We start from the raw sequence: 15,133 nt of genomic DNA, 5'->3' as shown, positions 1-15,133 counted from the left end.
CTGACAGGAAAGGCGTGAATTCGATGGCAAAGCAAGATACAGCTGAACGGCATCAGTGGAAGTTGTGGCTCGAAGACCGTGATCCTGATGCAGGTGACACGCTAGTCCAACTTTATACACCATTAGTGAATTATCATGTGCAGCGAATCAGTGCGGGACTGCCGAAAAATGTCTCACGGGACGAAATTAAGTCATTAGGCTATCAGGGATTATTTGATGCTTTGACAAAATTTGATCCTGATCGTGATTTGAAATTTGATACGTACGCATCTTTTCGTATTCGCGGAACGATCATAGACGGTTTGCGAAAAGAGGATTGGCTTTCACGTTCCTCTAGAGAAAAGACAAAAAAGATGGATGAAGAAATCAGCAAACTTGAGCAGTCGTATTTGCGGACAGTAACTCCTGAAGAAGTGGCAGACCATCTCGGGATGACTACGGATGAGGTATATCAGACGGTTCATGAGCAATATTTCGCAAATGTTTTATCGATTGATGAGAAAATGAATGACGATGATGAGCAGAATGATCAGACGTTTGTTTTGCGTGATGAACAGACAAAGACACCGGAACAGATGGCAGTCAAAGACGAGCTGATCAGTGATCTAATGACGAAAATTAAAGAACTCAATGAAAACGAGCAGCTGGTTCTCAGTTTATTTTATCAGGAAGATATGACCTTGACTGAAATCGGTGAAATTTTAAGTCTGTCCACTTCCAGAATATCGCAGATTCATTCGAAAGCTTTGTTTAAACTGCGAACCATGCTGGCGGGTGAAATTACGGATGGAGGGGTTTTATGAGCTTGAAAAGTATTGAACTGCAAATAGCGATACCTAAGACATTCGAGGCTGGAAAAATTGCCGAGCAAAAACAGCAGCAATCCCAAATTGCGCAGCAGCATGCAAATACTTCAACAGAAAAACAAGCGCTGAAAAACCAAGAGACCGTGGTGGAATCCGATCCTTATGCTAAATTAAACCCCGATGACCGGCAGCCGGATGAACAAAGCGGACAGCAGAAGAAAGAAAAACAGGAAGAAGAAGCACAACGAGTGAAGCATCCTTTTAAAGGCTCATTTGTTGACTGTAGCGGGTGATCAAATATGGGAATCATTGTAGCAATTTTATTCATCCTGCAAATCATCAGTTTTATGATTATTACGTTACTATTTCTAAAAGTCTCCAAATTCAATAATCTGGAGAAGAAACAGCAACAGCTAATGGATGAAATGGACCATTCCGTAATGGCGTATCTGGCTGAAATCAAAGAAGAAAATGACCGTTTGATTGAGCAGTTAAACAGGAAGACAGATTTTTTTCCGCCTGCTGATTTTTCATTCCCGCAGACGGCACAGCAAAAAACGGCTGCAGAAACTGATAAAATGCAGCAGAAACCTCATCCCGTGCCGGTGCAATTTGCTCTTCGCTCCTATCAGAAGACTGCCGCTACGACAGAACAGCGGGAAGCAGAGCCGCTGGATGACCGGGCGAAGGCGAAGATGATGATTGCTGAAGGCAAGTCGGTTGAAGAAATTGCAAAAGAACTCGGAAAAGGCCGGACCGAAATTGAACTGCTGCTTAAATTCAGTTAAAAAAAGTCGATGGTTGCAAATGGATTATATATATGTTATTTTAGTAGATGGTATTACTACACACGTGTGCGGACGAAAGAGTGGGTGCCGTTTCGGTCACTCTTTTGCAAGAAGTACACGGAGGACAAAAAACCAATAGGAGGAATTACCATGTCAGTAATCTCAATGAAGCAATTACTAGAAGCAGGTGTTCATTTCGGACACCAAACACGCCGCTGGAACCCGAAAATGAAGAAGTATATTTTTGTGGAGCGTAACGGCATTTACATCATCGATCTTCAAAAAACAGTTAAAAAATTAGAGGAAGCTTACAACTTCATGCGCCAAGTCGGTGCTGACGGTGGAAAAGTCCTTTTCGTAGGTACGAAGAAACAAGCACAGGAAGCGATCAAAGAAGAAGCAGAACGTGCTGGAATGTACTACATCAACCAACGTTGGTTGGGTGGAACATTGACAAACTTCGGAACGATTCAAAAGCGTGTAGCTCGTATGAAAGCAATCGAGAAAATGGAAGAAGACGGCACATTCGACGTACTTCCTAAGAAAGAAGTTTCTCAATTAAATAAAGAACATGAACGTCTTGTGAAGTTCCTAGGCGGTATCCGCGATATGAAAGGATTGCCAGATGTAATTTTCATCGTAGATCCTCGTAAAGAGCGTATCGCAGTTGCTGAAGCAATCAAATTGAATATTCCACTCGTTGGAATCGTAGATACTAACTGTGATCCGGACGAAATCGACTATGTCATCCCGGCGAACGACGATGCAATCCGCGCAGTACGTTTACTTACAAGTAAAATGGCAGATGCATTGATTGAATCCCGTCAAGGTGAAGACGATGAAGCGGCTGCTGAAACAGCGAACGAAACTGAAACTGTAGCTGCAGACTGAAATGAGTAAATGAAGAGACGATAAGCGGCGTACCCCTTATCGTCTTTTTTTAAAGTAATCTATATAAGTTGAATTATAATAGGAGGAATTTTTAAAATGGCAACAATTACAGCTCAAATGGTAAAAGAACTTCGTGAAAAAACAGGCGCAGGTATGATGGACTGCAAAAAAGCACTTACTCAAGTAGACGGCGACATGGATGCGGCAATCGATTTCATGCGCGAAAAAGGTCTTTCTAGTGCAGCTAAGAAAGCTGACCGTATCGCAGCTGAAGGTGTGGCGAACATTTTAGTTCAAGGCAACGAAGCAGTTATTCTTGAAGTGAATGCGGAAACAGATTTCGTTGCGAAAAATGAAGGTTTCCAAGTACTTGTTAAGGAACTTTCTGAGTTCTTGCTTACAAATAAACCCGCTTCCGTTGAAGAAGCAAATGAAGCGAAAATGGACAGCGGTCTGACTGTTTCACAGCATATCTCAAACGCTGTAGCTAAAATCGGAGAGAAAATCACTCTTCGCCGTTTTGAGATTCGCCAAAAGACAGATCAAGATGCATTCGGTCCTTACCTGCACATGGGTGGACGTATTGCAGTATTGACAGTACTTGAAGGTTCAACTGATTCTGAAGCAGCAAAAGATGTAGCAATGCATATCGCAGCAATGAATCCGAAATATATTTCACGTGACGAAGTATCTGCTGACGAAGTAGAATCAGAGCGTAAAGTGTTGACTGAGCAAGCACTGAACGAAGGCAAGCCGGAGAACATTGTAGCGAAAATGGTAGAAGGCCGTCTAGGAAAGTATTTTGAGGAAATCTGTGTACTTGACCAGGCTTTCGTTAAAAACTCTGACCAAAAAGTCCGTGATTTCGTTAAATCAACTGGCGGAACTTTAGTTGAATTTATTCGTTATGAAGTGGGCGAAGGAATCGAGAAGCGTGAAGACAACTTTGCTGACGAAGTAATGAGCCAAGTTAAAGGAAACTAAGTTTAACTGGTTTCATTATGCAGAAGTGTAATTGATAACCAATCATACAGAGGGGCACATCCATTATGTGTTCCTCTTTTTTGAGAATAGGAAATGGCAGGAGGGTCTACATGAGTAATCCAAAGTATAAACGGATTGTGTTGAAGTTAAGTGGAGAAGCATTGGCAGGAGAACAAGGTTACGGATTGTCTCCAGAAGTAGTGAAATCAGTTGCGACTCAAGTAAAAGAAGTAGTAGAGCTTGGTGTGGAAGTAGCTGTAGTAGTAGGCGGAGGCAATATCTGGAGAGGCAAAGTCGGAAGCGAAATGGGTATGGACCGCACAACAGCGGATTATATGGGCATGCTGGCGACTGTCATGAATTCTCTTGCACTGCAGGACGCTATTGAAAAGCTTGGACATGAAACAAGAGTGATGAGCTCCATTGACATGAGACAAGTGGCAGAACCATACATACGCCGAAAAGCAATCCGTCATTTGGAGAAAGACCGCGTGGTTATTTTTGCCGCAGGTACAGGAAATCCGTATTTCTCTACGGATACGACAGCTGCTTTGCGTGCAGCTGAAATTGAAGCGGATGTCATTTTAATGGCAAAAAATAACGTAGACGGTGTGTACTCTGCAGATCCAATGAAAGATGCAAGCGCAGTTAAATATTTTGAACTGTCATACTTAGAAGTAATCAGCCAGGGTCTTGAAGTAATGGACTCGACTGCATCCACATTATGTATGGACAATGATATCCCGCTCGTAGTATTCTCAATTATGGAGAATGGAAATATAAAAAGAGCCGTACTCGGTGAAGAAATCGGTACGGTGGTCAGGAGGAATAAACAATGACGAAAGAAATTATGAATTCCGCAACTGAACGGATGGACAAAGCATTGGGTGCCTACTCAAGACAGCTGGCCTCCATACGTGCAGGAAGAGCCAATGCAAGCATTCTGGACAGAATTTCTGTAATCTATTATGGAGCGCCTACCCCATTGAATCAAATGGCCGGCATTTCTGTTCCCGAACCCCGCCTGCTCGTTGTTCAGCCGTACGACAAAACAACGATCGGTGAAATCGAAAAAGCGATCCTGAAATCAGATATCGGCATCACGCCTTCCAATGATGGAAATGTGATCCGTCTGGCAGTGCCGGCCTTGACAGAAGAACGCCGTAAAGATTTGGTTAAAGAAGTAAAGCGTGAAGCAGAAGACGCGAAAGTTGCAGTCCGTAACGTTCGCCGCGACAGCAATGATGAGCTGAAGAAGAGTGAAAAAGACGGAGACATTACGGAAGATGAACTGCGCCGCTATAATGATGAAGTTCAAAAGTTAACAGATAACTTCATTGAAAAAGTAGACGAGATGGCAAAAGATAAAGAAAATGAAATTTTAGAAATCTGAGTATAGAACTTTCTATCAGGAGGAGCGTCCTACTTTTAGGACGCTTTTTTCTGTCTTTTGCATGCTATTTACTATGCAATTTGGTAGGATAGGCTATAGGAGTATCCGAAATGAGCCAAGTGGGGGAACGCTATGCTTAGAAAACTGTTGCGAAAAAAAACACCAGATATTCAGTTTTTAGATGACCGAATAGAATCTGTTAAGAAAAAACCAATCCCAAACCATGTGGCGATCATTATGGATGGGAATGGAAGATGGGCTAAACAGCGGAAAATGCCGCGTATAGCAGGTCATCATGAAGGAATGAAGAAGGTCCGGCAAATTACTAATTTCGCAAATGCGCTCGGTGTAAAAGCTCTAACACTCTATGCTTTTTCTACAGAAAATTGGAAACGTCCAAAAATCGAAATCGATTTTTTGATGAATCTTCCAGGCGAATTCCTCAATACATATTTACCAGAGTTGATGGAAAGAGATATTAAAGTAGAGATGATCGGAAATATAGAGGCACTTCCTGCACATACTAGGAGCGCCATCACAAAAGCGATTGACGCGACGAAACATAATAAAGGGCTTGTACTGAACTTTGCGATGAATTACGGCAGCCGGGTGGAGCTGGTCAACGTAATGAAGGAAATTGCGCAGGAAGTCGCAGACGGCAGGATTCAGAAAAACGATATAGATGAGAATGTCATTAATTCTAGACTCATGACAGCTCACTTGCCGGAGCCGGATCTGCTTATCCGTACTAGCGGTGAAGTCCGGCTGTCCAACTTCATGTTATGGCAGCTGGCTTATGCAGAGTTCATTTTTACGAATGTACTGTGGCCGGACTTCAATGAAGAATGTTTTTTGGCGTCAATTGAAGACTTCCAGCGTCGCGATCGCAGATTTGGAAGTTTGGAAGGGGATCAGAAAGGATGAAGCAAAGAATCATCACGGCCATCGTAGCCCTCGCATTTTTTATTCCTATGATTTGGATCGGCGGTCTGCCTTTCATCATAACGATATTTGCAATTTCTACAATAGGGTTATATGAGTTACTTCGTATGCGGAAGATGTCAATATTCACAGCCGGCGGTTTTTTATCCTGGCTGCTGTTACTGGTCATCCTGCTGCCTTCTAAATGGACTGCACAAGTGGAAAGCAACTTACATTTACAGAAACTTGAAATGATTTACATTCTTATTCTATTGCTGCTTGTGTATACCGTACTTGTGAAGAACCGTTCTACTTTTGAAGACGTGGCATTCATCGCAATGAGCGCCTTATATGTAGGAGTAGGATTTTATTACTTAATCGAAACCCGGCTTTTTGGACTGGAATACATAGGCTATGCGCTGCTGATCATTTGGTCAACAGATTCAGGCGCTTATTTCGTCGGCCGTAAAATAGGCAAGCGGAAATTATGGCCTGAAATCTCTCCAAATAAAACAATCGAAGGATTTATTGGAGGAATTATCTGCGCGGTTATTTTCACGCTGATCTACAATATATTCTTTCCGATTGCAAGCTCGTATACAGCATTCATCCTCATCACCGTCGTTGCATCAATTGTCGGTCAGATGGGAGATTTAGTGGAGTCTGCATTAAAACGCTATTATGATGTGAAAGATTCGGGCACGCTGCTGCCTGGACACGGCGGAATTATGGATCGTTTTGACAGTCTGCTTTTCGTATTGCCGTTACTTCACTTTTTGCAGTTTGTAGGATAACCGAAGGGAAGTTTACGTATGAAGAAAATAAATTTACTGGGTGCTACAGGATCAATTGGCACGCAGACGCTCGATATTATAGAGTCGAATCCGGAGCTCTTTACATTAACTGCGATGTCAGCAGGAAGAAATATGAAAAAAGTCAGTGAAATCATTGCACAGTTTAAGCCGCAGCTGGTCTCTGTCATGGAGAAAGCAGATGCTGATCGCTTGCAGGCTGAATTTCCAAACGTTAAAATTGTCCACGGCGATGAAGGTCTCATCGAAGCAGCGGTTGGAATCGAAGCAGACGTCCTGCTGAATTCCGTGATCGGAAGCGTTGGACTGAAGCCGACACTGGCAGCAATTGCAGCCGGTATGACGATCGCCATTGCAAATAAAGAAACATTAGTTGCAGCCGGGGATCTGGTTGTCCAGGCTGCAAAACGACACCAAGTGCCGCTTGTGCCGGTCGACAGTGAGCACTCCGCTTTATTTCAGGCGTTGAACGGTGAAAATGAAAAGCGTATTACCCAGTTGATCATTACCGCTTCAGGCGGGAGTTTCAGAGACTTAACTCGCGATCAGCTGCAACATGTAACGGTCGAGCAGGCATTGGCGCATCCAAACTGGTCGATGGGCAATAAACTGACGATTGATTCAGCTACTATGATGAATAAAGGGTTGGAGGTCATAGAAGCGCATCACCTATTTGCCATGCCGTATGATCAGATTGAATGTCTTCTTCATAAAGAAAGTATCATTCATTCGATGGTCGAGTTTGAAGATACGAGTGTCATGGCGCAACTCGGTTCCCCCGATATGCGGGTGCCGATTCAGTACGCACTGACGTATCCCGACCGGATTCCAATGGCGAATGCCAAACGTCTGCGTCTTGATGAAATCGGGAAACTTCATTTTGAAAAAATGGATTTTGAGCGATTCAGAGCCCTGTCCTTTGCATATGATGCAGGTAGGGAAGGAGGCACGCTGCCGACAGCAATGAACGCGGCAAATGAAGTAGCAGTTCAGTTGTTCATGGAAGGCCGTATTCCTTTCATGAAGATCGAGGATATTATCGAGCAGATGATGGATCAGCACCAGACTATAAGTCATCCTGATTTGGAAGAAATTTTGGAGACAGATCGCGTTACGCGAAAAAAAGTGTATGGTATAGTAAAGTAATGAGATGAATCTAAGGCGTTATAGCCTGTGAAGGTGGTTACTGAATGGAAACCGTTATTGCGTTCATAGTAATATTCGGGACACTCGTTGCGTTTCATGAATTCGGGCATTTCCTGTTTGCGAAAAGAGCAGGCATCATGGTGCGTGAATTCGCGATAGGCATGGGACCAAAAATATTGGCAATTCGTAAAGGTGAAACACAATATACGCTTCGTCTGCTTCCGCTTGGCGGATATGTACGGATGGCAGGAGAAGATTTTGACACGGTGGAACTGCAGCCTGGCTATCGAGTGGGTCTGCTGCTGAATGCTCAAAATGAGATTGAAAAAATTTATTTAAACCGAAATGTTTCCAATCCGAACATTTTAAATGTGGAAGTAGAAAAATCAGACTTAGATCGAGAGTTGTTTATAGAAGGTTATGACGAAGACGGGCAGTTTGTTCATCTGAATATCGCAAGAACTGCTATGATTATTGAAAAGGGACAAGAAACCCTAATCGCGCCGTATGACCGTCAGTTTGAATCCAAGTCACTCGGCAAGCGGTCGATGGCCATTTTTGCAGGACCGCTTTTCAACTTCATCTTGGCGTTTTTCATTTTCCTGGCACTTGGACTGATGAATGGTGTGCCAACGAATGAACCGATTATTACAGAAGTGAAGCCTGATACCCCTGCAGAAGTGTCGGGTATGCAGGATAATGACCTGGTGACGGGCGTTGACGGAAAAGAAATCAAGACATGGACGCAGTTTTCACAGGCGATTCAGGACAGTCCAGGCGTTCCGATGGCAGTGGAAGTGGAACGTGACGGAAGTTCAGTATCTTTGAACGTCACACCGGATACTGTCGAAGATGCCGGGAAAGAATATGGTCAGATTGGTGTATTATATTCAAGTCCGCTTGAAAAGGGCATTGTGAAATCATTTGTTTTCGGTGCAGAGCAGACTTACACATGGACAGTGAAAATTTTTGAACTGCTCGGCCAGCTAGTAACAGGACAATTTACGATTGATGCGTTGTCAGGGCCGGTTGGTATTTATAAAGCGACAGAAGAAGTGGCTCAATATGGAATTTTCAACCTGATGAACTGGGGAGCTGTGCTGAGTATTAACCTGGGTATTATGAACCTGCTTCCGCTGCCTGCACTTGACGGCGGCCGGTTATTGTTCTTCCTGTTCGAAGGACTGCGCGGAAAACCGATCGATAAACAAAAAGAAGGTATGGTGCACTTCGTCGGAATCATGCTGCTCATGGTCTTGATGCTTGTTGTGACATGGAATGACATTCAACGATTTTTCTTTTAAAAAAGGTGGAAGCATATCATGAAACAATCCAAAACATTTATACCTACGATGCGGGAAACGCCTGCTGACGCTGATATCCGCTCACACCAGCTATTGTTGCGTGCGGGCTATATCCGTCAGAATGCGAACGGCGTCTTTACCTATTTGACACTTGCGCAGCGGGTATTTCGTAAAATGGAAAACATCATACGTCAGGAAATGGAAGCAATTGAAGGTATCGAAATTTCTATGCCTGCTTTACAGCGGACTGAAATCCGGCAGGAATGCGATCGCTGGAAATCTTACGGTAAAGAGCTGTTTCAAGTTCAGGACCGTCATGGCAAAGAATTCACACTCAGTCCGAGCGATGAAGAACTGATGATTTCGTTGCTGAGAGACGAAGTGAGATCGTATAAGAAACTGCCTTTGACACTGTTTCAGATTCAAACCAAGTTTCGTGATGAAGACAAGCCGCGTTTTGGATTGCTTCGGAGCCGTGAGTTTATCATGAAAGATGCCTATTCATTCCATGCGACACAGGAAAGTTTAGATGAAAAGTATCTCGAAGTGATGCAGGCATATACAAATATCCTGACGCGTCTCCGTGTTCATTTCCGCATGGTTATATCAGGCGGCGGAGCGGGCATGCATGAATTTATTGCTTTGGCGGCAATCGGAGAAGATAAGATTGCATACAGTGACAGTTCTTCCTATGCAGCAAATATCGAATTGGCGGCAGTCAATATTGATTATGAGCAGACGGAGGAGAAACCGAAAGATACAGCGAAAGTAGCCACGCCAAACGTCCGGACTATAGATGATATCACTTCATTCCTGTCTGTTGATCCGAAAAAAATCATTAAATCACTAGTCTATACAATAGACGGCGACCATGTTTTACTAGTTTGCCGCGGTGACCATCGCATTAATGAACATAAATTAAAAGCAGTGCTGAAGGCTGATGAAGTTTCATTGGCAAGTGAATCAGAGATTGAAGAATTACTTAACTGCCATGCAGGATCAGTGGGTCCGGTGAAACTGCCGATCGGTGTAAAAGTTTTTGCTGATCACGCGGTGGGGTACATTGTCAATGGGGTGGCGGGAGCCAATGAAGAGGATCATCATTTAATCAATGTCAATCCGGAGCGGGATTTCGCGATTGATGACTATCTGGACATCCGCTATATACAGGAAGGTGAGCCTTCGCCGGACGGAATGGGTTCGGTCAAGTTTGCTGAAGGCATCGGGATTGGTCATATTTCCAAGCTGGGAACCGGCTGCAGTGAACAAATGAAAGGAAACTTCCTCAATGATCATGGACGGGCTGAGCCTTTCATTATGGGCAGCTACGGACTGGGCGTATCGCGGCTTATTGCTGCCATCGCTGAACAGTATAACGACGAAAATGGGTTAAAATGGCCGAAGCATTTAGCGCCTTTTGATATTCATCTGGTCGCTGTGAATGTGAAAGATGAAACTCAAAAGCAATTGGCTGATGAGTTGTATGCAGTACTGGAATCTTATCGTTATGATGTTCTGTATGATGACCGGGACGAACGGGCCGGGGTGAAATTTGCTGATTCTGACTTGATTGGCCTGCCGGTTCGGATTACAATTGGTAAGAGAGCCGGTGAAGGAATTGTCGAAGTGACATTCCGGCACAGTGGTGAGTCAATAGACTGGCAAAAAGAAGAAGTGCTTGAGAAGCTGCAATCATTTTTTACTGCAGAATAAACAGAGAAGGGGAGTCCGTCAGCGGAACTTCCCTTCTTTTCGCGATAGATTGGAGGAATTTATATTGGATGCCGCCCAGAAATTTTTAACTTTGCTGCAGCAGACCGGTTTGACGGATGATCAGCTGATGCCGTTTTTTGAGCACGCTGAATTAAACCGGGTGACTGTACAGACGAAATCGAGAGTGTGGAAATTTAATGTGACACTTGATCAGGTGCTGCCTGTCAATGTATTTCAGCTAATGCAGCAGCGTGTCCATGAAACATTTGCCGCGATTGCAAATGTGCACCTTCAAATTGAAACCCGTAATAAATCATATGATGAGCAGTTGATTATTTCCTATTGGCCGCTTGTAATAGAAGGATTGGCGGATATTTCTCCTCCGCTCCGTCAATGTTTGAACGGGCAGAAACCGGTTCTGCAGGGAGAGAAGTTGCAGATTAATTGTTCAAGCGATTTGGAATGTCAGACGCTGAAAAATAAATACACGGAACCGTTGGCTGCGCTTTACCGTCAGTTTGGTTTTCCTTCTTTACTAGTCGACGTAAAAGTAGAAGAAAATACACGTGCACAAGAAGAACTGCAGCAATTTCTTTCGCAGAAACAGCAGGAAGAAGACGTACTTTCAAAGAAAGCATTTGAACAACTGCAGCAGCGTGAATCTATGAAGAGTGAGCAGGGCGATTCTGACAAACCAATGATTCTTGGCACACCGATCAAAGCAGGAGAAGCGATCATGCCGATTCATGAAATTCAAGATGAGGAACGCCGGTTGATTATTGAGGGATTTGTCTTTGATGCGGAAGTGCGGGAACTTCGCAGCGGGCGTTCATTGCTGACGTTAAAAGTTACAGATTATACCGATTCAATTTTGGTGAAAATGTTCTCACGCGACAATGAAGATGCCGAAATCATGAAGTCGTTCAAGAAAGGCATGTGGGTACGTGCACGGGGAAGCATCCAGAATGATACGTTCGTAAGGGATTTAATTATGATGGCGCAGGATCTTGCCGTTATCCCTTCTGTTGAACGCAAAGACAAAGCGCCGGCTGGACAAAAGCGTGTGGAATTGCATGCACATACGTCCATGAGTCAGATGGATGCAGTTGTTTCTGCCCAGGCACTCGTTGAACAGGCGGCAAAATGGGGGCACCCGGCTATCGCGATTACGGACCACGCCAATGTACAGTCGTTTCCTGAAGCCTATAACACAGGAAAGAAACACGGAATTAAAGTGTTATTCGGCCTGGAAGCAAATTTAGTGGATGACGGGGTGCCGATTGTTTATGAAGAACAGCATAGACGATTGGAAACCGATACGTATGTGGTATTTGACGTGGAAACTACCGGACTGTCGGCAGTCTACGATACCATTATCGAGCTTGCTGCGGTTCGCGTCCGTGACGGAGAAATTATTGACCGTTTTGAACGATTTGCCAATCCGCATCATCCGCTGTCTTCTATCACAACCGACTTGACAGGAATTACAGATGACATGGTCAAAGATGCACCGGAAGTATCTGAGGTAATGGCTGATTTTATTGAATTTATCGGAGATGCTGTACTGATTGCGCACAATGCTTCATTCGATATGGGCTTTTTCTATGCTTCGTGCAAACGGGCGAAAATTGAAACTGCCGCATATCCTGTAATCGATACATTAGAACTCTCACGTTTCCTGTATCCAGAACTGCGGAATCATCGCTTGAATACGCTGGCGAAGAAGTTCGATATTGAACTAACTCAGCATCACCGGGCGATATATGATACGGAGGCAACAGCCTATTTATTTCTGCGTCTGCTGACGGAAGCACAGGAAAAAGGGATCGAATGGCTGGATGATCTCAATAAAAACATTGGAGAGGGAGACGCCTATAAACGATCGCGTCCGTCTCACTGTACTTTGCTTGCGACCGACAATGAAGGTTTGAAAAACTTGTTCAAGCTCGTATCCATCTCACATATGGATTTTTTCTACCGGGTGCCGCGGATTCCGCGTTCGCTGTTAGTGAAACATCGCAAAGGACTGCTGGTAGGTTCAGGCTGTGACAAAGGAGAAGTCTTTGAAGGCCTGATGCAGAAACCGATGGAAGAAGTTGAAGAAATAGCGAGTTTCTATGATTATCTTGAAATCCATCCAAAGCCTGTATACTCTCACTTACTGGAGCTGGATTTAATTCGGGATGAGTGGAACTTGGAAGATATTATGCGGAAAATGTTGAAACTCGGCAAGAAAACCGGCCTGCCGGTCTGCGCGACAGGGAACGTTCATTATCTGGACGAGACGGATGCAACATACCGCAAAGTATTAGTACGTTCTCAAGGCGGGGCTAACCCGATGAACCGACATTCTCTGCCAGCGGTTCATTTCCGGACGACTGATGAAATGCTGGAGGAATTCGCATTTTTAGGCGAGGCGGCAGCAAAGGAAATTGTCATTGAAAATCCGTTGAAGATTGTGGAACGTGTCGGTGACGTCAAACCAATCAAGGATGATTTGTATACACCGACGATTGAAGGTGCCGATGAAGAGGTCAGAGAGCTGACATATTCAATGGCCCATCATATATACGGAGATAAGCTGCCTGAAATTATTGAAGCGCGGATTGAGAAAGAGTTAACATCCATTATCGACAATGGTTTCGCGGTTATTTATTTAATTTCTCATAAACTTGTTAAGAAATCGCTCGATGACGGCTATTTGGTTGGATCACGGGGGTCTGTCGGTTCATCATTTGTCGCGACAATGATGGAAATCACGGAAGTTAACCCGATGCCGCCTCATTACGTCTGTCCATCTTGTAAAACGCATGAATTCTTTGACGACGGTTCAGTCGGCTCCGGCTACGATTTGCCTGATAAAGAATGTACGAACTGCAATGTCATGTTCAAAAAAGATGGACAGGATATCCCGTTTGAAACCTTTCTTGGTTTTGCCGGAGACAAAGTACCGGATATTGATTTGAACTTCAGCGGCGAATATCAAGCTCATGCGCATAACTATACGAAAGAACTGTTCGGCGAAGATTATGTGTACCGGGCAGGTACAATCGGTACAGTTGCTGAAAAAACAGCATACGGTTATGTGCGCGGCTATATGAATGACAATGATCTGCAGATGAGGGGTGCGGAAATTGACCGTCTAGTCCAGGGCTGTTCCGGAGTAAAGCGTAATACAGGGCAGCACCCGGGCGGTATTATTGTTGTTCCGGATACGATGGATATTTTTGATTTTACCCCGGTTCAATTTCCGGCGGACGATATAGAATCGAGTTGGAAGACAACGCATTTCGACTTCCACTCCATCGATAATAACTTGCTCAAGCTTGATATTCTTGGTCATGATGATCCGACGATGATTAAGATGCTTGAAGATTTATCAGGAATTGATGCCAAAACGATTGCACCAGATGACGCAGGAGTTATGGCACTGTTTAGCGGAACTTCTTCATTAGGCGTAACGCAGGAACAGATCGACTGTAAGACAGGAACGCTCGGTGTGCCCGAATTCGGTACGCGTTTCGTCCGTCAGATGCTTGAAGAGACAAAACCGTCGACTTTCTCGGAATTGATTCAGATTTCGGGGTTGTCTCACGGAACAGATGTCTGGCTTGGAAATGCGCAGGAACTGATCCAGAATAAAACGTGCCAGCTGTCAGAAGTAATCGGCTGCCGGGATGATATTATGGTCTATCTGATTTATCAGGGTCTTGAACCTTCGCTGGCATTTAAGATTATGGAATCTGTCCGTAAAGGTAAAGGACTGACACCAGAATTCGAAGCTGAAATGAAAGCGAATAAAGTACCGGGCTGGTATATCAGCTCATGTAAGAAGATTAAATATATGTTCCCGAAAGCACACGCTGCGGCCTATGTATTGATGGCTTTGCGAATAGCATATTTCAAAGTGCATCACCCAATCATGTATTATGCAACATATTTTACGGTGCGGGCAACGGACTTCGATCTGGTGACGATGTCAAAAGGTTCTGCGTCCATCCGGGCAAAAATTAAAGAAATCAATGATAAAGGTCTGGATGCACCGCCGAAAGAAAAAAACTTGGTGACAGTGCTTGAAATTGCGCTGGAAATGGTGGAGCGGGGCTTCACTTTTGCGAAGCCTGATCTGTATAAATCGGATGCGACTGAGTTCTTGATAGACGGCAATCAATTGATACCGCCGTTTAATTCAGTTCCTTCATTAGGAACGAACGTTGCCAAAACAATAGTGGAAGCGCGAAAAGACGGCGAGTTTTTATCAAAAGAAGACCTGCAAAAGCGCGGCCGTGTTTCCAAGACCATTACCGAGTACTTAGATACACTCGGCTGCTTGGAAGGTATGCCTGAAGCCAACCAATTATCCTTGTTCTAAAGG

At 44.2% G+C, this 15,133-nt stretch carries 13 protein-coding genes; all 13 read left to right on the top strand.

The features are described from left to right. Positions 1-23: 23 nt before the first annotated feature. Entirely contained in the window at positions 24-803 is a 780-nt protein-coding gene (locus GDZ68_RS00995; RefSeq protein WP_153720412.1) for a FliA/WhiG family RNA polymerase sigma factor, read from the top strand. Continuing rightward, positions 800-1,099 (top strand): RNA polymerase subunit sigma, encoded by a 300-nt coding sequence (locus GDZ68_RS00990; protein WP_153720411.1) that lies wholly within the window; start codon positions 800-802, stop codon positions 1,097-1,099. Before GDZ68_RS00995 ends, GDZ68_RS00990 begins: the two co-directional genes overlap by 4 nt. 6 nt (positions 1,100-1,105) lie before the next feature. Next, complete coding sequence (locus GDZ68_RS00985) at positions 1,106-1,594, top strand: helix-turn-helix domain-containing protein (RefSeq protein ID WP_153720410.1); 489 nt, start codon at positions 1,106-1,108, stop codon at positions 1,592-1,594. A gap of 150 nt (positions 1,595-1,744) precedes the next feature. Next, positions 1,745-2,485, top strand: a complete 741-nt coding sequence (gene rpsB, locus GDZ68_RS00980) for a 30S ribosomal protein S2 (RefSeq protein WP_153720409.1) — start codon at positions 1,745-1,747, stop codon at positions 2,483-2,485. A 96-nt stretch (positions 2,486-2,581) separates the two neighbouring features. Continuing rightward, entirely contained in the window at positions 2,582-3,469 is an 888-nt protein-coding gene (gene tsf, locus GDZ68_RS00975; protein ID WP_153720408.1) for a translation elongation factor Ts, read from the top strand. A gap of 110 nt (positions 3,470-3,579) precedes the next feature. Beyond that, positions 3,580-4,308, top strand: coding sequence for a UMP kinase (gene pyrH, locus GDZ68_RS00970; RefSeq protein ID WP_153720407.1), 729 nt, complete (start codon positions 3,580-3,582; stop codon positions 4,306-4,308). Further along, complete coding sequence (gene frr / locus GDZ68_RS00965; RefSeq protein WP_153720406.1) at positions 4,305-4,862, top strand: ribosome recycling factor; 558 nt, start codon at positions 4,305-4,307, stop codon at positions 4,860-4,862. Before pyrH ends, frr begins: the two co-directional genes overlap by 4 nt. A gap of 132 nt (positions 4,863-4,994) precedes the next feature. Next, positions 4,995-5,786: an isoprenyl transferase gene (locus tag GDZ68_RS00960; protein WP_153720405.1), complete on the top strand. Its 792-nt coding sequence runs from the start codon at positions 4,995-4,997 to the stop codon at positions 5,784-5,786. Beyond that, positions 5,783-6,577 (top strand): phosphatidate cytidylyltransferase, encoded by a 795-nt coding sequence (locus GDZ68_RS00955; protein ID WP_153720404.1) that lies wholly within the window; start codon positions 5,783-5,785, stop codon positions 6,575-6,577. Before GDZ68_RS00960 ends, GDZ68_RS00955 begins: the two co-directional genes overlap by 4 nt. 18 nt (positions 6,578-6,595) lie before the next feature. Beyond that, positions 6,596-7,741 (top strand): 1-deoxy-D-xylulose-5-phosphate reductoisomerase, encoded by a 1,146-nt coding sequence (gene dxr / locus GDZ68_RS00950; protein ID WP_153720403.1) that lies wholly within the window; start codon positions 6,596-6,598, stop codon positions 7,739-7,741. Positions 7,742-7,785: 44 nt separating this feature from the next. Next, positions 7,786-9,045, top strand: a complete 1,260-nt coding sequence (rseP, locus tag GDZ68_RS00945; protein ID WP_153720402.1) for an RIP metalloprotease RseP — start codon at positions 7,786-7,788, stop codon at positions 9,043-9,045. Positions 9,046-9,063: 18 nt separating this feature from the next. Beyond that, complete coding sequence (locus GDZ68_RS00940; protein WP_153720401.1) at positions 9,064-10,758, top strand: proline--tRNA ligase; 1,695 nt, start codon at positions 9,064-9,066, stop codon at positions 10,756-10,758. A 61-nt stretch (positions 10,759-10,819) separates the two neighbouring features. Beyond that, on the top strand, positions 10,820-15,130 hold the full coding sequence (locus GDZ68_RS00935; RefSeq protein WP_408020113.1) for a PolC-type DNA polymerase III: 4,311 nt from the start codon (positions 10,820-10,822) through the stop codon (positions 15,128-15,130). The last annotated feature ends 3 nt before the right edge of the window (positions 15,131-15,133 follow it).

This window comes from Sporosarcina cascadiensis, from assembly GCF_009650995.1.
In the GTDB taxonomy this organism is placed as follows: Bacteria; Bacillota; Bacilli; order Bacillales_A; family Planococcaceae; genus Sporosarcina; species Sporosarcina cascadiensis.
Note: the sequence above shows the minus strand (reverse complement) of the source record. Positions and strands in the feature narration are given on the sequence as shown.